At 35.4% G+C, this 21,455-nt stretch carries 17 protein-coding genes, 1 tRNA gene and 1 pseudogene; 18 read left to right on the forward strand and 1 reads right to left on the reverse strand.

Translation table 11 applies throughout. The annotated features are described in order from the left end of the window. The first annotated feature begins 161 nt into the window (after nt 1–161). On the forward strand, nt 162–2,345 hold the full coding sequence (locus tag GKR88_06710) for a hypothetical protein (GenBank protein QMU64012.1): 2,184 nt from the start codon (nt 162–164) through the stop codon (nt 2,343–2,345). A 97-nt stretch (nt 2,346–2,442) separates the two neighbouring features. Here GKR88_06710 and GKR88_06715 read toward each other — a convergent pair whose 3' ends face one another. Then, a complete protein-coding gene (locus tag GKR88_06715) occupies nt 2,443–3,585 on the reverse strand; it encodes an acyl-CoA dehydrogenase (protein QMU64013.1) in 1,143 nt (380 codons plus the stop codon). Between the two features lie 96 nt (nt 3,586–3,681). Here GKR88_06715 and GKR88_06720 point away from each other — a divergent pair. From GKR88_06720 to GKR88_06800, 17 genes and pseudogenes are all read left to right on the forward strand, one after another. Continuing rightward, nucleotides 3,682–4,756: pseudogene (locus tag GKR88_06720) on the forward strand (anhydro-N-acetylmuramic acid kinase). Between the two features lie 450 nt (nt 4,757–5,206). Continuing rightward, complete coding sequence (locus tag GKR88_06725) at nt 5,207–6,433, forward strand: amino acid dehydrogenase (GenBank protein QMU64014.1); 1,227 nt, start codon at nt 5,207–5,209, stop codon at nt 6,431–6,433. A 10-nt stretch (nt 6,434–6,443) separates the two neighbouring features. Next, nucleotides 6,444–7,838: a sodium:proton antiporter gene (locus GKR88_06730; protein ID QMU64015.1), complete on the forward strand. Its 1,395-nt coding sequence runs from the start codon at nt 6,444–6,446 to the stop codon at nt 7,836–7,838. A gap of 87 nt (nt 7,839–7,925) precedes the next feature. After that, nucleotides 7,926–8,612, forward strand: a complete 687-nt coding sequence (locus GKR88_06735) for a MotA/TolQ/ExbB proton channel family protein (GenBank protein QMU64016.1) — start codon at nt 7,926–7,928, stop codon at nt 8,610–8,612. 89 nt (nt 8,613–8,701) lie between these two features. Further along, nucleotides 8,702–9,097 (forward strand): biopolymer transporter ExbD, encoded by a 396-nt coding sequence (locus GKR88_06740; GenBank protein QMU64017.1) that lies wholly within the window; start codon nt 8,702–8,704, stop codon nt 9,095–9,097. After that, on the forward strand, nt 9,097–9,921 hold the full coding sequence (locus GKR88_06745) for an energy transducer TonB (GenBank protein QMU64018.1): 825 nt from the start codon (nt 9,097–9,099) through the stop codon (nt 9,919–9,921). The genes GKR88_06740 and GKR88_06745 overlap by 1 nt, the downstream gene beginning before the upstream one ends. After that, on the forward strand, nt 9,921–11,129 hold the full coding sequence (locus GKR88_06750) for a bifunctional folylpolyglutamate synthase/dihydrofolate synthase (protein QMU64019.1): 1,209 nt from the start codon (nt 9,921–9,923) through the stop codon (nt 11,127–11,129). Before GKR88_06745 ends, GKR88_06750 begins: the two co-directional genes overlap by 1 nt. Nucleotides 11,130–11,189: 60 nt before the next feature. Then, a tRNA-Val gene (locus GKR88_06755) sits at nt 11,190–11,264 on the forward strand. A 101-nt stretch (nt 11,265–11,365) separates the two neighbouring features. Next, on the forward strand, nt 11,366–12,346 hold the full coding sequence (locus GKR88_06760) for an SDR family NAD(P)-dependent oxidoreductase (GenBank protein QMU64020.1): 981 nt from the start codon (nt 11,366–11,368) through the stop codon (nt 12,344–12,346). 1 nt (nt 12,347) lies between these two features. After that, entirely contained in the window at nt 12,348–13,631 is a 1,284-nt protein-coding gene (locus GKR88_06765; protein QMU64021.1) for a nucleotide sugar dehydrogenase, read from the forward strand. 1 nt (nt 13,632) lies between these two features. Next, nucleotides 13,633–14,574, forward strand: a complete 942-nt coding sequence (locus GKR88_06770) for an oxidoreductase (GenBank protein ID QMU64022.1) — start codon at nt 13,633–13,635, stop codon at nt 14,572–14,574. Beyond that, on the forward strand, nt 14,571–15,905 hold the full coding sequence (locus GKR88_06775; GenBank protein ID QMU64023.1) for a nucleotide sugar dehydrogenase: 1,335 nt from the start codon (nt 14,571–14,573) through the stop codon (nt 15,903–15,905). The genes GKR88_06770 and GKR88_06775 overlap by 4 nt, the downstream gene beginning before the upstream one ends. After that, nucleotides 15,902–17,017, forward strand: coding sequence for a UDP-N-acetylglucosamine 2-epimerase (non-hydrolyzing) (locus GKR88_06780; GenBank protein ID QMU64024.1), 1,116 nt, complete (start codon nt 15,902–15,904; stop codon nt 17,015–17,017). Before GKR88_06775 ends, GKR88_06780 begins: the two co-directional genes overlap by 4 nt. Next, nucleotides 17,014–18,219, forward strand: a complete 1,206-nt coding sequence (wecC, locus tag GKR88_06785) for a UDP-N-acetyl-D-mannosamine dehydrogenase (GenBank protein ID QMU64025.1) — start codon at nt 17,014–17,016, stop codon at nt 18,217–18,219. The genes GKR88_06780 and wecC overlap by 4 nt, the downstream gene beginning before the upstream one ends. Before the next feature lie 12 nt (nt 18,220–18,231). Then, nucleotides 18,232–19,968, forward strand: a complete 1,737-nt coding sequence (locus GKR88_06790; protein QMU64026.1) for a hypothetical protein — start codon at nt 18,232–18,234, stop codon at nt 19,966–19,968. Next, entirely contained in the window at nt 19,961–20,482 is a 522-nt protein-coding gene (locus GKR88_06795; GenBank protein ID QMU64027.1) for an HAD hydrolase family protein, read from the forward strand. The genes GKR88_06790 and GKR88_06795 overlap by 8 nt, the downstream gene beginning before the upstream one ends. Further along, nucleotides 20,479–21,426 (forward strand): hypothetical protein, encoded by a 948-nt coding sequence (locus tag GKR88_06800; protein QMU64028.1) that lies wholly within the window; start codon nt 20,479–20,481, stop codon nt 21,424–21,426. The genes GKR88_06795 and GKR88_06800 overlap by 4 nt, the downstream gene beginning before the upstream one ends. Nucleotides 21,427–21,455: the final 29 nt, after the last annotated feature.

Below are 21,455 nucleotides of genomic sequence, written 5' to 3' on the forward strand. Positions count from 1 at the left end.
GTACTTTTAAAAATAAAAAAATAACATCCGGTAATTTTTTTTTATTTTTGAAAATAACCGAACCCTCAAATGACCTCAAGGTAGCGTTTAGCCATTAACCTAAAACTACCGTAAAACCACAAAACCTTTTTGAGAGTAGATACCAACAAATAGTGACCTCTATGGCAAAAAAACAAGAGACGGAAAGTGCTAAAAAACAGGAACATAAAGGTATTAGCCGTAAAGAATTAGAGCAACTTCCCAAGAAATATATCATTGCTTTTGCCGTACGTAGTGCTTTACGGGTGTTTCCTTTATTGGCAACCGAAGGGAATCTGGATTTTTGGAAAAAAGCAACAGATCAAAGAATTAAATACACCCAAGCGGTTTGGAAGGCTATTGAACATGCACAGAAAGTCTCTTTAAATAAAGAACAAGATTTGAGTTCCGCCGCCTATGCCGCCGCCGCCGCCGCCGCCGACACCGCCGCCGACACCGCCGCCGCCGCCGCCTATGCCGCCGCCTATGCCGCCGCCGCCGCCGACACCGCCGCCGACACCGCCGCCGCCTATGCCGCCGCCTATGCCGCCGCCAGCGATGTAGATCGTGTAGTATTCTATCATATGCAATGGGAAGACTATGACTCCCTAAAAAAAGGAATACATGCACTCGATACAATACGGTTTTTAAAGGAGTTTTACCAACAACCCTTGTGGAGCAAAGAAGTTTCTTTTTTTAAGGAATGGTTGCAACGGCTTCAAAAAGTATTCACTGGTGTAGACAACGAATTGATCGAAAAAGTGTACCATCCGTATCTCACTTTAATTAACAATATGGTGTCTCCAACCGATTATGCTGGAAGGAGAGAGGAACGTGCTACGCCTGTAAAAGATAGTTTTGAACGGGAAAAATGGGCGGGTATTTTGGCAAATCAGTTGCGCTATGCCAATAAAAATGCTTCTAATGATAAAAAAACAGCACAAACTGCCTATACTATGGGATTGTTTGGGCATTGGGGTACGGGCAAAACAGGCTTTGTCAAGTATCTTACAGATGCATTATATAAAGAGAATTCACCCAAAGAACAATTTTTTGTTGCTACGTTTAATGCGTGGACTTATCAGGATGCAGATAATTATCGTGCAGTAATGGCACAGGCTATTCTAGAAGGAATTAAAGAAGGAAAAAAAGGAGCAGCCAAATGGCGATTGATGTTTCATTTTCATAGAAAACTGGCCTGGAAACGGCATAAAGGAATGTTATATGCTTTAATAGCTCTACTCTTATGTTGGATAGGATATCAGGCGTATAATTATTTTACAGACAGAGAGGGTTTTAAGTTGATTTCTCAGGGAAATATATCAGTAGGGATATCTGGATTGTTAGTGCTTCTGTATGGTTTTTTAAACTCGGCTGTATCGTTTACACATTCGCCCATTATGGGAAAACTCTCTTCGTTGTTTTTCAGAATCAACTATCGAAAACAGATCGGAGAGATTGCAGTATTGAAAGAAGAACTGTCTTTGCTATGCAAAGTAGCACTGAAAGAAAAACACAAGTTGTTGGTTATTATAGATGATTTGGATCGTTGTCATACCGCTTGTATTAATGAAACTCTGGACACAGTACGTTTGTTGTATGATATCAAGAATGTGTATCAGTTGATAGCAGTAGACCAACGAATTGTTTTGGAGGCAGTACAGGAGCGTTATGAAAAATTGGGAAAGAGAAACATTGGCATTGCCCGTGATTTTTTGGCAAAAATTATAGAATTTCCAATTAGCCTTCGGGAAGTGCGTGAGGAAGAAATTAAGAATTTTGTTGCAGACAATTTATTTACAGAATTGAACGAGAAAGCTTCTGAAAACCCGGAGAAACCAAGCTCAGAAATAGCTTCAATACCGGTAAAAGGAGAAAAAAATCGACAGGAACAGCCAAATACAGAGGGAAATGAACCTACTTTGATACCTATTTCTAAGGGTGTACCAGAAAAAGAGGAACAAGAAAAAAAGTTTGTTTACAAAGAATGGAAACCTGTAGAGGAGGAACGCACTATTTTTACGGAATTGGCATTGGAATACGGTTTTAAGAATCCTCGTATGTTGAAACGTTTGTACAATGCGCATGCGTTTTTATGTGTATTGGAAGGAGTCACAAAACAATCTGAAGATACCTCGCGTATTCAACAATCTGAAGTTTTGGCAAGATTGCTTTTTCTCTTGGAGTACCAGGAAATACAGCAAGAAGAAACCGAAGATGTTGAAGAACGAGAGCAAAAGATTAAGGAATTGACTATAGAAGCTTTTGGCAAAGATCGTTATGCAGATTTGAGAGAAACGGTAAGCTGCTTTGTGTTGCCTTCGTAATTTTATTTACTAAGTGTTTTTGTGAGGTGTCTAACACCGAAGGAATCTATTCCAATAATGAGATTGCTTTACTGCGCTGGTAATGAGAGTGAGAATATCAACCTTTGAGTAGGTTTCTGGAAATAATAATTTTTTGAATTTCCGAAGTTCCTTCATAGATCTGTGTAATTTTTGCATCACGCATCAAGCGTTCTACATGATACTCTTTTACAAAGCCATTACCTCCGTGAATTTGAACTGCTTCTACGGTGTGTTCCATAGCTACTTTTGAAGCGTATAATTTTGCCATAGCACTGGAAAAATCATAATTATTTCCCTGATCTTTATCCCAGGCAGCTTTCATTACTAAATGGCGAGCTGCTTCAATTTCCGTATACATATCGGCTAATTTGAATGCAATTGCCTGATGGTTGCAGATTTCCGTTCCAAAAGCCTTGCGTTCTTTCGAATATTTTAAAGCCAGTTCATATGCGCCGGAGGCAATACCCAGTGCCTGAGATGCGATTCCAATACGGCCACCGGATAGTGTTTTCATGGCAAATTTAAAACCAAAACCATCTTCACCAATTCTATTGTCTTTAGGAACTTTTACATCATTAAATTGCAACGTATGAGTATCGCTTCCTCTGATTCCCAACTTATCTTCTTTTGGCCCGATAGCAAAACCCGGCATTCCTTTTTCAATAATAAAAGTATTGATACCCTGATGCCCTTTTTTACGATCTGTTTGCGCAATGACCAAATAAATATCAGAGCGTCCGCCATTAGTAATCCAGTTTTTGGTTCCGTTCAATAAGTAATGATCTCCCATATCTATAGCCATGGTTTTTTGAGATGTTGCATCACTACCGGCTTCCGGTTCACTTAAACAAAAGGCTCCGACAGATGCCCCCGTAGCTAATTTTGTCAAATATTTTTGCTTTTGTTCTTCCGAACCATATTTTTCGATGCCATGGCAAACTAATGAATTATTTACCGAAATAATAACAGAAGCAGATGCATCAATTTTGGAGAGTTCTTCCATAATGAGCACGTAAGAGAAGGTATCCATTCCACTTCCTCCGTATTTTGGATCTACCATAATCCCCAGAAAACCTAATGCTCCCATTTTTTTTACCAACTCGTCAGGAAAGTGTTGCTTTTCATCTCTTTCAATGACGCCCGGTAATAATTCGGTTCGGACAAATTCACGTGCTGCATTTCTAATCATTATGTGCTCTTCGGTAAGGCTAAAGTCCATATATTTATTACTACAATTATTAAATTCGTAAAAAAAGTTTTCAAAGTTACTTTTTTACTAGCATATTTTCAATATACATTTCATATTTTTATGGATATGAATAATACATATATATATGCCATTGGATTAATGTCCGGAACTTCTCTGGACGGTTTGGATATTATATATGTTCGGTTTGATGAAAAGAACCTGAGCAATTTCAAGATATTAGCTGCTAAGGCAGTACCGTATACTACTTATTGGAGAGAGCAATTAAAAAACGGGATGTATCTGCCTCCTGAGGAAATAGAAAAACTCAGCACTGAATATGGTGTTTATTTGGGAATTGAAACCCGGAAATTTATCGAGAAAAATAAAATGATGGCTCTTGATTTTATTGCTTCACACGGGCATACCATTTTTCATCAACCGGAAAGAAGCATCACACTACAAATAGGTGACGGGCAGACTATAGCTAACTATACAAATTGTAAAGTTGTCTGTGATTTTAGAACTCAGGATGTTTAATTAGGTGGTCAGGGAGCTCCTCTGGTTCCGATAGGAGACCAACTGTTGTTTTCTGAATTTGATGCTTGTATAAACCTGGGTGGATTTGCTAATATTTCCTTTGAGGATAAAGGAAAACGTATTGCTTTTGATATTTGCCCCGTAAATATTGTTTTGAACTATTATAGCAATCAGTTGGGTTTCTCTTATGATGACAGGGGAACTTTAGCTAAAAGCGGTGAGGTATGCGAAACACTTTTAACAGCATTAAATGAAATACCGTTTTATAAAATGAATCCTCCAAAATCATTAGGGTTAGAATGGGTGCATGCATTTATTTTTCCGATATTAAAGAAATATGAAAAACCGGTAGCTAGCTACTATTTTAAGAACTTTTTCCGAACATATCGTTCGGCAAATATCAACTATTATAGAACCGTTTGATTCTGTTTTATTTACCGGAGGAGGGGTTTATAATGATTTTTTAATCAATCGAATAAAAAATAAGATAAAAAATAAAATAATAATACCATCAAATGAAATGATAGCATATAAAGAAGCATTGATTTTTGCATTATTAGGACTTTTAAAGCTCCGTAACCAGGTGAATTGCTTGTCAAGTGTAACAGGAGCTGTAAAAAATCACTCTTCAGGTAGCATATTTCACCCAGGGCAAACGCATTAAACTTTTATGAATATATCAGTAAAACTAATTTTTCATTAAAGAATTGACATTTAATAATGGATTTTATTCGTAATTTTTTAAACTTACCTTTAATGATTATTCATTTTTTTGAAAATAATTACAGGTTAACTTGGATCAAAAAATCATAAAGTATTGATTAAAAACATGTTAACTTTAATGCGTTTACCCTGATATTTCACCCAAATAATTCTGATTAGCAAATATATTTTTTTACTTTGGCAATGTTTTTTAATACTGAACTCATTTAAACTTTTTGGATGTAAGCGAAAATTAGAAGTTTTTAGTTCTGTTGAAGGATTTTTTGAGTTGCATGGCAGCGCTACGGAAGGAAAAAAAGACAAAAGCAGAGCGGAAAACAGTAATTTTTTAGCAAATTGAAAAAGTTTAAATGAATTCACTTCAAACGAATCAATATTAAACGATGTTTTAATGAAGGAGTTACTTAAAAAGTATGAAGACAAACAACCTGAAATTGTTTTCAATTGGAAAGATTCGCAGACAGAAGCAGAAGGATGGGTGGTGATCAACTCTCTTCGCGGGGGAGCTGCAGGTGGTGGTACAAGGATGAGAAAAGGGTTGGATAAATATGAAGTTATTTCTTTAGCAAAGACCATGGAAATAAAATTTACTGTTTCGGGGCCGGCAATCGGAGGAGCTAAATCGGGAATCAATTTTGATCCGTCCGATCCGAGGAAAGGAGGAGTTTTAGAAAGATGGTATAAAGCAGTATCTCCTCTGCTAAAGAGTTATTACGGAACAGGTGGTGATTTAAACGTCGATGAAATTCATGAAGTAATACCAATTACTGAAAATAGTGGTGTTTGGCATCCGCAAGAAGGTGTTTTTAATGGACACTTTAAACCAACAGAAGCAGATAAGATTAATAGAATTGGTCAGTTAAGACACGGTGTTATAAAAGTAGTTGAAAGTAAAAAATATTCTCCGGACATTTCCGGAAAATATACGATTGCAGATATGATTACAGGTTATGGTGTTGCGGAGGCAGTAAGACATTATTATACTATTTACGGAGGTTCTGTAGTTGATAAGAGAGTTGTAATCCAAGGTTTTGGAAACGTGGGTTCTGCTGCGGCTTACTATTTAGCTCAAATGGGGGCAAAAATAGTTGGGATCATTGATCGTGAAGGAGGTATTATCAATGAAAAAGGATTTTCTTTTGAAGAAATTAGATCATTTTTTCTGGCTAAAGACAGAAATACTCTGGTAGTGGAAAATAGAGTTCCTTTTGAGGAAATTAATCGAAACATATGGAGTTTGCCTACTGAAATTTTTGCGCCTTGTGCAGCTTCCAGACTGATTACGCAAAAGCAGATTAATCAAATGATCGATTCCGGCCTCGAAGTGATTTCTTCCGGAGCAAATGTGCCTTTTGCAGATAAAGAAATTTTCTTTGGGCCCATTATGGAAAGTACAGATAAAAAAGTAAGTTTGATTCCGGATTTTATTTCCAATTGCGGGATGGCTAGGGTATTTGCATATTTTATGGAGCGAAGGATTGAAATGACAGACGAAGCAATTTTTGAAGACACATCAGATACAATTAAAAAGGCATTGCAAAACACGTTTGCCGGAAGTGCATCTAAAACGGGAATAAGCGAGATCGCTTTTGAACTCGCACTAAAACAACTTGTATAAATATAATTTTATGGAATCAGTAATTATTATTGTTTTTATTCTGGGGTATCTTGCTATTACACTGGAACACAGCTTAAAGGTAGATAAATTAATCCCTGCGCTGGCTATGATGGCAATTTGTTGGGCTATTGTTGCTTTGGGAATCGATTCTTTTTCCGGTTGGTTTGATTCTTCTAAGCATGCCTTAGTAGAAGGCTTTACTTCTATGCTTCATGATGATAAAATGCATTTAGCTGAAGAAACCTTGTTACATCATCTGGGGAAAACCGCAGAGATTTTGGTATTTTTACTAGGTGCTATGACTATTGTGGAAATCATTGATTATTTTGACGGTTTTTCTACTATCAAAACGTATATAAAAACAAATAGTAAGAAAAGGATTTTATGGATATTTTCAGCTTTGGCTTTTATACTTTCTGCTATTATAGATAACCTGACTGCTACCATTGTATTGATTTCAATCTTACAAAAAATAATAAAAACGAGAGAAGACAGGATATGGTTTGCCGGTTTAATTATTATTGCGGCAAATGCCGGAGGTGCTTTTTCTCCTATTGGAGATGTTACGACTACCATGCTATGGATAGGAGATAAAGTAAGTACCGTATATTTATTTATCTATCTGTTTATTCCTTCTTTATTATGTATGATAGTACCTACCTTTATTGCAAGCTTTTTACCTGCATTTAAAGGGCAAATAGCGTTAGATAAAGAAGAGGATAGAAAATTAGGGAAACACAGTGCATTAATGTTATATTTAGGTTTAGCTGCTATTGTTTTTGTACCTGTTTTTAAAACATTGACACACTTACCTCCTTATGTAGGGATGATGCTGTCTTTAGCAATTATAGCAACATTTGCCGAGATATTTAGCAGAACAAAAATTTCTTTAACAGATTTCGCAACAAAAGATGAATCTCAGGAATATGCATATCACGGTCCGATTCATAGTTCTTTGTCTAAAATTGAAATGCCAAGCATCCTCTTTTTTTTAGGAATTTTAATGGCTGTTGCCGCATTAGAATCTTTAGGGGTTTTGTTTGGTTTTGCAGATAATTTAAAAGAGAGTGTGCCATTCATAGGAACAGAATTAACCAGCGTTTCGGTCTCTGATTTGGTGGTGATGTTATTAGGAGTAGGATCGGCAATTATCGATAATGTACCGCTGGTTGCAGCAAGTTTGGGAATGTTTACGGAACCATTAGACGATCCTTTATGGCATTTCATTGCCTTTTCTGCCGGAACAGGAGGAAGTATGTTGATTATTGGTTCTGCTGCCGGAGTTGTAGCCATGGGAATGGAAAAAATAGACTTCTTTTGGTACTTAAAAAAAATCTCATGGCTCGCTTTGATTGGATTTTTGACCGGCTCTTTTTCATTCATGTTCATGAGGTTATTTATCTAAAAATTTAAGGGCCATATTTCGAGTGTTTTTTTAAACAATTTAAAAACAAAACAACCGTTAGAGTAAAAGAACTTTTAAAAATTAAGAATGTTGTTATATATCCAAAAGAAAGCAGAGGTTGTCGATACTTTATCCGAAGAGAAGGTACTATCTATTTATAAGCTCATTATAGAAAGCGGGACAGGAGGTTTGATCATTATTTCTATTCTTTTCTTTTTACTAACCATTGCATTATATATCTATTTTGAAAGGTTTTTTGCTATTAAATCAGCAGCAAGGGTTGATAAAAATTTTATGAATCAAATTAAAGATTATGTATCTAATGGAAAAATAGAATCGGCAGATACACTATGTAGGAGTGCTAATTCTCCCATAGCAAGATTAATAGGAAAAGGAATTTCCAGAATAGGGAAACCTCTGGAAGATATTAATACGGCTATTGAAAATGCGGGAAAACTGGAAATCTATCAATTAGAAAAAAATGTAAGTGTTTTAGCTACTATTGCGGGAGCTGCACCTATGATTGGATTTTTAGGAACCGTTATCGGTATGATAGTTGCTATTCATGAAATAGCAAATTCAGGAGGGCAAATAGATATAAAATTGTTGTCGGATGGTTTGTATACGGCAATGACTACTACTGTTGCAGGACTCATTGTAGGGATTATTGCTTATATTACATACAACCATATTGTTGTTAAAACAGATAAGGTGGTTTATCAAATGGAAGCAAAATCTACGGAATTTTTAGATTTATTAAACGAACCTGTTTGATATCGAAAGATTTAAAATTGAAAAATAGTATCATTATATCTTAAAAACTTTTAATCTTTTAATTTTGAATCCTTTAAATAATATAGATTATGAACTTAAGAGGAAGAAATAAAGTAAATGCCAATTTCAATATGTCTTCAATGACAGATATTGTTTTTCTATTGTTGATTTTTTTTATGTTAACGTCGACATTAGTTACGGTGAGTGCTATTGATGTTTTATTGCCGAAAGCCGGAGGTAAGACCGAAAATAAATCTTCTATTGCAGTTACAGTAACTAGCAAATCTAATTTCTATATTGACAAAACCAAAGTTTCCGAAAGGAATTTAGAACTTGAAATACTAAATAAGGTAGGGAGAGATAAAAGCAAAACCGTTGTAATTAGAGGAGACCAGAATGTACCTTATAAAAAGGTGATGAAAGTGATTGATATTGCGAATAAAAATAAATTAAAAATGATTTTGGCTGTAAAAGGAGGAAAATAATGCAAGTGTTAGAAACCAGACATAAGAGAAAATCTGCCGTTATCACCACCGTCATTATGTTGTTGTTAGTCGTAGCCATTTTTAATTTCGGCATGCGATATTTAGATCCGCCGGCAGAATATGGAATTGCAATAAACTATGGAACCTCAAATGTAGGAAAAGGTGAACCGGAAGTAATAAAAAAAGTAAAAGCCGAACCCAAACAAACAGAAGAGTCATTGCCTGAGGAAACAAAAGAAGTTACTAAAGAAGCGATAGAAGAGGAAGTCGTTACCCAGGAAGAAAAAGAAGCTCCGGTTATGGAAAAACCAAAAGAAAAGAAAAAAGAAATTCCAAAAGAAGAGGTAAAAGAGGAAAAGCCCAAAGAAACTCCGAAACCTAAAAAACCATCTAAGGCAACTCAGGATGCCTTAAATAATTTACTAAAAGGAGCTACTTCCGATGGCAAGCAAAAAGGAGAAGGAGGTAATGCGATTTCAGGTTTAAAAGGAAAGAAAACAGGAGACCCAAACACTTCTAAATATTATGGTAATACAGGTTCGGACGGCGATAGCAATTATAATTTGGCAGGAAGAAGAGCCACATCCAAGCCTATTCAAAAACCTGATTGTGAGGAGGAAGGAATTGTTGTGGTAAGTATAGAAGTAGATAAAAGCGGTCGTGTTATCAAGGCGATTCCCGGAGTAAAAGGAACTACAAATTCTGCAAATTGTTTATTAAAACCGGCTAAAGAAGCAGCTCTTAAGACAAAATGGAATGCAGACGGAAATGCGCCTGCAAAACAAAGAGGAACCATTATCTATAAGTTTTCGTTAACTAAATAATGGACTACCAACAAACCCTGAACTGGATGTTTGCACAATTACCCATGTATCAACGGCAGGGGGCGATAGCATTCAAAAAAGACCTCACAAATATCCTGGCATTTTCAAAAGAACTCAGCTTTCCGGAGAAAAAGTTTAAATCCATTCATGTGGGAGGTACGAACGGAAAAGGGTCTACTTCGCATATGATGGCAAGTGTGTTGCAAGAAGCAGGCTATAAAGTAGGATTGTATACTTCTCCACATTTAAAAGATTTTACAGAAAGAATCCGAATTAACGGAAAAGAAATTTCCAAAGATTTTGTAATTCGCTTTATTGACGGACATATGGCATTTTTAAGAAAACAGCAGTTGTCTTTTTTTGAAATGACCGTTGGAATGGCATTTGATTATTTTGTAAAAGAAAAAGTAGATATAGCTATTATAGAAGTAGGCTTAGGCGGGAGATTAGATTCCACTAATATAGTGAACCCCGAAATCTCAGTCATTACTAATATTGGGTATGATCATACTCAATTCTTAGGGGAGAGACTCCCTGAAATAGCATTTGAAAAAGCAGGAATTATAAAACAAAATATACCTGTAATTATCGGAGAAAAACAAGAAGATATAGCATCTGTTTTTTTAGAAAAAGCTTCATTGATAAACGCAAAAGTTATTTTTGCTTCGGATTTTGAATGTAACTATGCAACTGATTTGCTAGGAACTTACCAGAAGCATAATGTAAAAACAGCTGTGATAGCTTTAAAACAATTGAATGAGTTTACAATTTCCGAATCTCATTTTAGCAGAGGGCTGGCAAAGGTCTCCCGGAATACAAATTTAAAAGGAAGATGGCAACTATTGTTGAAAGAACCAAAGGTAGTTTGTGATATAGCCCATAATAAGGAAGGATTGTATTACGTAATGAAACAATTGTCAAAAGAAAATTATGATAAAATTCATATGGTTTTAGGAGTCGTCAATGATAAAAATTTAAATGAGATACTGCCTCTTTTTCCAAAACAAGCCGTATATTATTTTTGCAAACCTAGTGTTCCAAGAGGCTTGGATCAACATTTCCTGAAAAAAAAATCCAATACATATAATTTATTGGGAGACTGTTATCAATCTGTTACATTGGCATATGCTGCTGCCTTGAAAAATGCTCATGCGAAAGACTTAATCTATATTGGCGGAAGTACATTTGTTGTAGCAGAAGTCATCTAAAACAAAGTCTGTTTTTTCTTTGTTAGAATTAAAAACCGTTATATATTTGCATCCGTTTTAGGGCAATTAGCTCAGTTGGTTCAGAGCACTTGGTTTACACCCAAGGGGTCGGGGGTTCGAATCCCTCATTGCCCACTAAAAAAGCTTTACGATATCGTGAAGCTTTTTGTATTTTACTACTTAAGTCGATAAGATTTTTGTACTTTTGTGCCGTCTTAAAAAGATACCGGGTTTTTGTGAAGGCAAGTTTAACCAAGAAAAAAATTTTAGTTACGGGAGGAGCTGGTTTTATTGGATCTAATCTCTGCGAAGCTTTACTAAAACTAGAAAATAAAGTAGTTTGTTTAGATAATTTTTCAACCGGTAAAGAGAAAAACATTTCTCACCTGTTACCCGACAGTAATTTTACATTAGTAACCGGTGACATAAGAAATATGGAAGATTGTTCAACGGTAATAAAAGAAGTTGATTTTGTATTACATCAGGCAGCTTTAGGCTCAGTCCCCAGATCCATAAAAGATCCGGTTACTTCTAATGAGGTTAACATAGGAGGTTTTTTGAATATGTTGGTTGCCGCAAGAGAAGCAGGAGTAAAAAGATTTGTTTATGCAGCAAGTTCTTCTACTTACGGAGCTTCGGAAGAGCTGCCAAAAGTAGAGGACAAAATAGGGAAACCGTTATCACCTTACGCAATTACAAAATATGTAAATGAGTTATATGCCGATGTGTTTGCAAAAACATACGGAGTAGAAACTATTGGATTGCGCTACTTTAATGTTTTTGGTAGAAAACAAGATCCGGAAGGAACTTATGCAGCGGTGATCCCGAAATTTGTAAGTCAACTTATGTCCGGTAAATCACCTGTGATTAATGGAGATGGAACATACTCCAGAGATTTTACCTATATAGACAACGTAATTCAGGCTAATTTACTGTCCTTAACAGCAAACCAAGAAGCCATTAATACCGTGTATAATATTGCCTATGGAGAACGGAATACATTGAACGATTTGGTAAGTTATTTGAAAGAGTTTTTAACAGTATATGATTCCGAAATTAAAAATATTGAAATTATTTACGGGCCCAAAAGATCCGGAGATATTCCGCATTCTTTGGCATCTATACATAAAGCGAAAAGATTATTAAACTATCAACCGCAATTCTCTCTACGGAACGGGTTGAAAGAAGCAATAAAATGGTATTGGGAAAACTTATAAGATGAGCCATATAAAAATAGGAGTTATTGGGTTAGGATATGTAGGTTTGCCTTTGGCGAGGCTTTTTGCAACCAAGTACCCTGTACTGGGATTTGATATCAACAAAGAAAGAATTGATGAATTAAAGTCGGGAATAGACAGTACATTGGAAGTAGAAGATGAAGTCTTACAATCCGTTTTAGTAAGTGATTTTTCTGACCGAAATGGGTTATACTGCTCGGAAAATTTAAATGATTTAAAGAATTGTAATTACTATATTATAACTGTTCCCACGCCGGTAGATAAGAATAACAGACCTGTGTTAGAGCCTTTAATTAGTGCGAGCAAAACAGTTGGTAAAGTTTTAAAAAAAGGAGATATTGTAATTTATGAATCTACGGTATATCCGGGAGCTACGGAAGAAGATTGTGTTCCTATTCTTGAAAAAATATCGGGGTTAACATTTAATGAAGATTTCTTTGCAGGATATTCTCCGGAGAGAATTAATCCGGGGGACAAAGAGCATACTATAGAAAAAATAATAAAAGTTACTTCCGGATCGACTCCTGAAACAGGAAAAAAAGTAGATACTTTATACAGATCGGTAATTATAGTAGGGACTCATCTGGCACCCGCTATAAAAGTTGCGGAAGCAGCAAAGGTTATTGAGAATTCCCAAAGGGACATCAATATTGCTTTTGTAAATGAGTTGGCTAAAATATTCAATTTGATGTATATCAATACCCATGATGTGCTTAAAGCGGCAGAAACCAAATGGAATTTTTTATCCTTCAGACCGGGCTTGGTAGGAGGGCATTGTATAGGGGTAGACCCCTATTATTTAGCACAAAAAGCACAAGAGTATAACTATAATCCGGAAATAATTTTAGCAGGGAGAAGAATGAATGATAGTATGGGTAGTTATGTAGCTTCTGAAGTCATTAAATTGATGATAAAAAAAGACATCAAGATTAAAAATTCAAACATTTTGGTATTGGGAATTACATTTAAAGAGAATTGTCCGGATGTGAGAAATACCGGTGTTGTAAATGTAATTAGATCACTTAAAGAATATACTACTACTACTACCATCTTTGACCCCTGGGCAAATCCGGAAGAGGTGCAAGAAGAGTATGGGTTGATTTCAACAAATGAAATTCCCAATTCAACATTTGATGCAATCATAGTAGCCGTTGCGCATGATGCATTTAAAAGCTTAGATTTTCTTTCGCTAAAAAAAGAACATTGTATTGTTTATGATGTTAAAAACTGTTTGCCATCAAACGTAACAGATAAAGTACTGTAAGATGAAAAACTTTGCATTAATTGGTGCAGCAGGATATGTAGCACCCAGACATATGAAGGCTATAAAAGATACCAACAACCATTTGGTTGTGGCATTGGATAAATTTGATAGTGTAGGTATTTTGGATAGCCATTTTCCAAAAGCGGATTTTTTTGTGGAGTTTGAGCGGTTTGACAGGCATATAGAAAAGCTTAAAAGAAATCATATTTCATTAGATTATGTGAGTATTTGTTCGCCAAATTATTTACATGATGCTCATATACGGATGGCATTGAGAAGAGGAGCAGATGCTATTTGCGAAAAGCCTCTGGTTTTAAACCCCTGGAATGTTGATGCGTTATCAGATATTGAAAAAGAATCAGGAAAAAAAATAAATACCATTTTACAATTAAGATTGCATCCAAGCATTTTAAAACTTAAAGAAAAAATTATAATAGAAGCAAAGAAAGAAAAATATGATGTAGATTTAACATACATAACTACCAGAGGAAATTGGTATTTTTCTTCGTGGAAAGGAGATGAAAGTAAGTCGGGAGGAATCACAACCAATATAGGAGTTCATTTTTATGATATGCTTTCCTGGGTTTTTGGAAATGTACAGGAAAATATAGTACATTTGAAAAAACCGTCAAAGGCTGCCGGATTTTTAGAGTTTGAAAAAGCCAGAGTACGTTGGTTTCTATCTATAGAAGAGCAAGATTTACCCAAATATATTAAAGAAAAAAATCAAAGGACTTTTAGGAACATAACAATAAATAAAGAAAAAGTTGAATTTACCGACGGGTTTGCAGATTTACATACGGAAAGCTACAAGGAGATATTATCCGGAAAGGGTTTTGGTTTAACAGATGCAAAACCCTCTATTGAAATAATCAATAGTATAAGGAATGCTCCTATTACTGTAGTAAATAATTTAAAACACCCCCTTTTATTGTATAGATGAAAATAGCTGTTATAGGTACCGGTTATGTTGGTTTGGTTTCGGGAGCTTGTTTTTCTGAAATGGGGAATAGAGTGGTCTGTATGGATACGAATGAAGCTAAAATAAACAAATTGCAAAAAGGAGAGTTACCCATATATGAACCCGGTTTAGAAGCAATTATTAAAAAAAACCTAGAGCAAAAAACTATTTTTTTCACAACATCGATACAAGAAGCTATTGATAAGGCCGCTATTGTTTTTATAGCAGTGGGAACCCCTATGGGAGAAGATGGTGCTGCAGACTTACAGTATGTTTTGTCAGTGGCCAAAGCAATAGGAGAAAATATGAGTGAAGAATTGCTGATTGTTGATAAATCTACAGTTCCCGTTGGTACAGCAGACAAAGTAAAAGAAGTTATTCAAAAAGAATTAGATACAAGAAAAAAAGCAGTGAAATTTCATGTAGTTTCTAATCCTGAGTTTTTAAAAGAAGGAGATGCTATCAATGACTTTATGAAGCCGGATAGAGTAGTTATTGGAGCAGATAATAATGAAGCCTTTGATATGATGAAACAATTATATTCCCCATTTTTTAGGACACATGACCGATTTATAACTATGGATATACGCTCTGCGGAAATGACTAAATATGCTGCTAATGCAATGTTAGCAACAAAAATCTCATTTATAAATGAAATCGCGAACATTTGTGAAAAAGTAGGAGCAGATGCAAATCAAGTCAGAGTTGGTATTGGTTCTGATAGAAGGATTGGATATGGCTTTATTTATCCGGGTGTAGGTTATGGGGGGTCCTGTTTTCCAAAAGATGTAAAAGCATTGCGGAAAATTGCCGAAGATCATCATTATTCTGCTGAATTGATTGGAGCTGTTGAGAATGTTAATAATCGCCAAAAGTTTTCTATTGTTAATAAAATAGTTGAGCGATTTGGGGATAATTTAGAAGGAAAAACTTTTGGAATTTGGGGGCTGGCATTCAAACCAGGTACTGACGATATGAGAGAAGCGCCATCTCTTTATACAATTAAGGAACTGATTAAACGAGGCGCAAAAGTAAAAGCATATGACCCCAAAGCGAACTACGAGGCAAAAACTTTTTACTTAAAAGGGGTTGATGGAGTAGCATACTGTGATTCGAAATATGAAGCGGTAAAGCATACGGAAGCACTCATTCTATTGACAGAATGGAAAGAGTTTAGATCTCCTGATTTCCAGGAAATTAAACTGCAACTAAACCATCCGGTTATTTTTGACGGTAGGAACCAATACAATACATTCAAGTTGAAAGAAAAAGGATTTGAATATTATCAAATAGGAAAACATACAGAAAAATGAGGAAGAATTTAATCATTTTTGGTACAAGACCGGAAGCTATCAAAATGGCTCCGTTAGTAAAAGAGTTCCAAAAAGATACAGTTCATTTTGAAACTAGAGTCTGTGTGACAGCCCAACATAGGGAAATGCTGGATCAGGTATTGGATTTTTTTGAAATCACACCGGATTATGATCTGAATTTGATGAAACCAAATCAAAATTTGTATGACTTAACAGCTACTATAATTCAGAATTTAAAACCTATACTGGAAGCATACAAACCTAATTATGTATTTGTTCATGGTGATACCACTACAACTATGGCAGCATCTATAGCAGGGTTTTATAACGGAGCAAAAGTATGTCATGTGGAAGCGGGATTAAGAACAAACAATAAACTCTCCCCTTTCCCCGAAGAAATGAATAGACAAATTACGGGACGTTTATGTGATTATCATTTTGCACCTACCATAAAATCAAAAAAAAATCTGTTACGAGAAAATATAAGTCAGAAAACCATTATCGTCACAGGAAATACGGTTATAGATGCATTGCTTCATAGTATTCATAAAGTAAATGAAACACCCAGTAAACTCATTAGAGAATTAGATGCTACAATTAAAAATAAAGAGTTAATTTTGGTCACCGGGCATCGCCGGGAAAATCACGGAGAAGGATTTGAAAGAATTTGTAAGGCTTTAAAACGAATAGTTCAAGATAATATAAGTAGACTAATTATTTATCCAGTTCACTTAAATCCTAAAGTACAAGAACCCGTAAATAGAATTTTAAAAAGTGTACCTAATATATTATTAATAGACCCATTAGCCTATCAAGATTTTATTTGGCTAATGAACCGATCCAAATTAATTCTTACTGATAGTGGAGGGGTACAAGAAGAAGCACCTAGTTTAGGGAAGCCAGTACTTGTATTAAGAGATACTACAGAAAGACCTGAAGCTGTAGAAGCAGGAACTGTTGTTCTGGTAGGTACAAATGAAGATTTAATAGTTAGAGAAGCATTAGAGCTTTTATCTAACTCACAAAGGTTCGATAGTATGTCAAAATTGCATAATCCTTATGGAGATGGAAAAGCTTGTGCCAGAATTGTAAACTTTATAAAAGAGATATGACGACCCCCGAAGTAGTTACCATAGGATTAGGATATATTGGCTTACCAACATCTGCCTTGATAGCACAAGATAAAACCTATGTTCATGGAGTGGATATCAATCCTAAGGTTGTAGATACGATTAATAGAGGGAAAATTCATATTGTAGAACCGGATCTGGACAAAATAGTAGCTGAAGTAGTAAGAGAAGGATATTTTAAGGCATCTACAAAACCTGTAATGGCAGGTGTATATTTAATTGTTGTTCCAACACCGTTTAAAAATGATTATGAGCCGGATATATCCTTTGTTGAAGCTGCAACTAAAGCAATTATCCCCTTGTTGAAAGCGGAAGATTTATATATCATTGAATCTACCTCTCCGATCGGAACTACCGAAAAAATGCAGCAACTCATTTACCGCCGAAGGCCGGAATTGGAAGGCAGATTATCTATGGCATATTGTCCTGAAAGAGTTTTACCCGGTAATATCATATATGAATTAGTTCATAATGACAGGGTGATAGGAGGTATCAATGAGACTTCAGCACAAAAAGCAATTGAATTTTATTCTCAATATGTAAAGGGAAAGTTACATGCTACCAATGCTCGTACTGCAGAAATGTGCAAATTAGTAGAAAATTCGTCGAGGGATGTACAAATAGCATTTGCTAATGAATTATCGTTAATTTGTGATAAAGCAGGGATTGATGTTTGGGAATTAATTAATTTGGCAAATAAACATCCAAGAGTACAGATTTTACAGCCAAGCTCTGGAGTTGGAGGGCATTGTATAGCTGTAGATCCCTATTTTATAGTTTCCGATTATCCGGTTGAATCTAAAATTATACGAACGTCAAGACAGGTAAATAGTTACAAACCTCTTTGGTGTGTTGAAAAAATACAAAATGCCAAATTGCAATTTGAGTTGAATCACAGAAGAAAACCAAAAACAGCATTAATGGGATTAGCTTTTAAGCCTAATATTGATGATTTAAGAGAATCTCCGGCGGAACATATTGTTCATAAAATATTACAGAGCGCAGGTAACGAGGAACATTTTATTGTTGAACCCAATATCAAATCTCATTCGGTATTTGAATTAACCGATTACCATATAGCTGTTGAAAAAGCAGATATTATTGCTTTTTTAGTAGCTCATGATGAGTTTAAAAATGTAAAAATAAAAGACTCGCAAATAGTTTTGGATTTTTGTGGAGTTTAAAGACATAAAAGAATGAAAGTAAGAGCTATCATACAAGCCAGAATGTTAAGTAGTAGATTAAGAGGTAAATCTTTAATGTCAGTTTCTGAAAAACCTCTATTGTACAGAGTGGTAGAGAATGTGAAAAAGTTAAAATTTGTAGATGAAATTTTCATTGCCACATCTACATTGGAAGCCGATGAACCTATTGTGTCTGCAGCGCATTCGTTGAATGTTCAAGTTTGTCAGGGTAGTAGCCTGAATGTTCTTAACCGCTTTATAAAGGCAAGTGAAGGCCTGAATGATGAGGATATAATTGTCAGACTTACTGCCGATAACCCTATTATGATCTCCAGTATTGCGGAGGCTGTTTTCGAAAAATCAATTCATAAGGATTATACAGCCATTGATGGCTTGTCACATATTGTCCCGGAGTTTGTGAAAGTAGGAGCTTTGAAGAAAGTGTATGAAATTAGCCGGAATCCCGTTGATATTGAGCATGTAACACCTTTTTTCAGAAGAAAAGAAGGTAGCGAAATCTTTGATGTTGAGTTGCTGTCCGGTGAGTTTATGGGATTACGCCCTGATTTGGATAAATTTCTTACGATCGATACAAAAAAAGATTTGGTTCGATTAGAAAAAATACTAGGTGAATCTTCTATCGATTCTCTGGAAAACTTATACTGCTTTTTAGATGAAAATATCAAAAAAGGATTGGATTCTGAAATCCCGGTTGCCAATTTAAACGGCACACTGGTTGGTGAGAATTTCCCAACATTCGTCATAGCAGAGATAGGACAGAACCACAATGGTTCAATTGATCTGGCAAAGAAGTTAATCGACATGTCTCAAAGGTGCGGAGCAAGCGCAGTGAAGTTCCAAAAAAGAGATATTCCTTCCGAATTAACAAAAGCAGCATTTGACAGAATCTACGACAATCCAAATTCGTTTGGAAGAACTTACGGAGAACACAGAATGTTTTTGGAACTATCAGAGGAAGAACACAAAGAGCTTAAAGAATATTGTGATCTGATCGGAATGACTTATTTCTGTACACCTTGTGATGTTCTGTCTGTTGAATTGTTAGAGAGAATCGGCTGTCCGTTTTATAAAGTTGCTTCCAGAGATCTGACCAATATTCCATTATTAGAAAAGTTAGGAGCCATAGAAAAACCTGTCATTATTTCTACCGGGATGGCTTCATTAGATGATATAGATCAGGCTCTTGAAGCGCTGAATTTACCAAAAGATAAAGTACTGATAACGCAGTGTACCTCACAGTATCCGTGTGATGTCAGGAATGTAAACCTGAGAGTCATGGATACATTAAGAAGTAAATACAAAGTTAATATAGGCTTATCAGATCATACTTCAGGTGTTATTATTTCTGCGGCTGCTTCTTGTATGGGAGCCACCTTAATAGAAAAACATGTGACACTAGACAGAACAATGAAGGGAACAGACCAGCCGGGATCTCTTGAAGAAAGTGGTTTGAGTAAATTGATTGATTATATAAGAGGCATAGAGTTAGCAAAGGGTAGTGGTATTAAAAAGGTAAACCCTGCAACGCAACAGGCAAAAGAGAAATTAGCCAGAAGCCTTACGTCTCGTGTCGACATAAAAAAAGGAGAAATTGTGTCTGAAGACAAACTTTGTTTAAAATCTCCGGGAACAGGAATGAAATGGGTTGAACGCGATAAGATTCTCAATAAAAAAGCAGTTAAAGATATTCCCGCAGATGTAACGTTAGAATTGAGTGATTTTGAATAATATAAGGCTTTTTTTAACGGATATTGACGGAGTTTGGACCGATGGAGGAATGTACTATGATGAAAAAGGGAACGAATATAAAAAGTTCAATACTTCCGATAGTGCAGGAATCCTTTTCTGCAGATTGATAAGCATACATACGGGTATCATTACCGGAGAAAATAGCATGGCCGTAAAGAAAAGAGCAGAAAAATTAAAAATTGAACATTGCTTTCTGGGAATTAAAGATAAAGTTTCAATTGCTGAAAAATTATTGGAAGAGTTACGTTTAAACTGGAATGAGGTTGCCTATGTTGGAGATGATATCAACGATATTGAATTGTTAAAAAAAGTAGGTTTGAGTGCCAGTCCGGTAAGTGCTTCGGAATATGTAAAAGAATTGGTTGACTGGGTAATTCCTGTCAAAGGAGGTGATGGTGTTTTCAGACATTTTGTGGAGAAATACCTGAAAGAACAAAACCTGTTAGAAAAAGTCTTAGCTAAGTATTTGAAATCTAAAGAATTTAAGCAATGACATTTTTAATTATTGGCGGCGGTTCTATAGGTCAAAGACATTTAAAGAATTTAAAGTCTTTGGGATACGGTGATCTATATTGCTTTAAACGTAATTTTTCTTCGGATTTTGAAAACAAGTTTCACTGTACTGTAATTACTACCCTTGAAGAGGTTGAAGAGTTAAAACCGGAAATGATGGTTATTTGCAATCCAACATCCATGCATATAGAATGGGTTAAAATAGCGAACGATCTAAAAGCACATGTTTTTGTTGAAAAACCTTTGACACATTCCCAAGATCAATTGGAGTTCATTCAAAAGGAATGGCAAAACAACTCTGTATTCTTTATCGGGTTTATGCTTCGTTATCATCCCCTGGTGAAAAAAATAAAGGAGTTAATTGATTCGGAAAAGCTAGGTAGAATCTATTCGTCAAGATTGGAATTTGGAAGCTGGCTACCTTATTGGCACTCCTGGGAAGATTATAAAATATCGTATGCTTCCAACAAAGATATGGGAGGAGGAGTTATCAACACCATTACACATGAACTTGACTTAGCTCAGTATTTTTTCGGAAACCCCCAAAATGTTAAATCAGTTAAGTTTAATACAAACATCCTGGATATTGATGTCGAAGAAATTGCAGAAAGTATTTTTATTTATGAAGACAAATTAGTTTCCCTGCATGTAGATTTCTTGCAAAAAGATTATGACAGATCAGTTAAGATTCTGGGCGAGAAAGGAAAAATAATTTGGGATTGGCACACCCATATTGTGCACGTTCAATTGCATAAAGATACAGACGAAAAATACGAGTTACACGATTTTGATGTAAATCAATTGTATATTGATGAAATAAACGATTTTATCAACTTAATAAAAACAAATACACTCAATCATTCATTAGATTTCGATCATGCGGTTTCCAATACTGAGTTGATGTTGGCAATTCATAACGACTAGAATATGATAAGTATAATAATTAATTCTAG

This window comes from Flavobacteriaceae bacterium, from assembly GCA_014075215.1.
Lineage (GTDB): Bacteria > Bacteroidota > Bacteroidia > Flavobacteriales > Flavobacteriaceae > Polaribacter.

Excerpts from the sequence above, each read along its gene's own strand:
- GKR88_06710 (QMU64012.1), top strand. The coding sequence starts at position 162 with ATGGCAAAAAAACAAGAGACGGAAAGTGCTAAAAAACAGGAACATAAA.
- GKR88_06800 (QMU64028.1), top strand. The coding sequence starts at position 20,479 with ATGACATTTTTAATTATTGGCGGCGGTTCTATAGGTCAAAGACATTTA.
- GKR88_06780 (QMU64024.1), top strand. The coding sequence starts at position 15,902 with ATGAGGAAGAATTTAATCATTTTTGGTACAAGACCGGAAGCTATCAAA.
- GKR88_06735 (QMU64016.1), top strand. The coding sequence starts at position 7,926 with ATGTTGTTATATATCCAAAAGAAAGCAGAGGTTGTCGATACTTTATCC.
- GKR88_06775 (QMU64023.1), top strand. The coding sequence starts at position 14,571 with ATGAAAATAGCTGTTATAGGTACCGGTTATGTTGGTTTGGTTTCGGGA.
- GKR88_06770 (QMU64022.1), top strand. The coding sequence starts at position 13,633 with ATGAAAAACTTTGCATTAATTGGTGCAGCAGGATATGTAGCACCCAGA.
- GKR88_06745 (QMU64018.1), top strand. The coding sequence starts at position 9,097 with ATGCAAGTGTTAGAAACCAGACATAAGAGAAAATCTGCCGTTATCACC.
- GKR88_06765 (QMU64021.1), top strand. The coding sequence starts at position 12,348 with ATGAGCCATATAAAAATAGGAGTTATTGGGTTAGGATATGTAGGTTTG.
- GKR88_06730 (QMU64015.1), top strand. The coding sequence starts at position 6,444 with ATGGAATCAGTAATTATTATTGTTTTTATTCTGGGGTATCTTGCTATT.
- GKR88_06725 (QMU64014.1), top strand. The coding sequence starts at position 5,207 with ATGAAGGAGTTACTTAAAAAGTATGAAGACAAACAACCTGAAATTGTT.
- GKR88_06750 (QMU64019.1), top strand. The coding sequence starts at position 9,921 with ATGGACTACCAACAAACCCTGAACTGGATGTTTGCACAATTACCCATG.
- GKR88_06715 (QMU64013.1), bottom strand. The coding sequence starts at position 3,585 with ATGGACTTTAGCCTTACCGAAGAGCACATAATGATTAGAAATGCAGCA.
- GKR88_06790 (QMU64026.1), top strand. The coding sequence starts at position 18,232 with ATGAAAGTAAGAGCTATCATACAAGCCAGAATGTTAAGTAGTAGATTA.
- GKR88_06740 (QMU64017.1), top strand. The coding sequence starts at position 8,702 with ATGAACTTAAGAGGAAGAAATAAAGTAAATGCCAATTTCAATATGTCT.
- wecC (QMU64025.1), top strand. The coding sequence starts at position 17,014 with ATGACGACCCCCGAAGTAGTTACCATAGGATTAGGATATATTGGCTTA.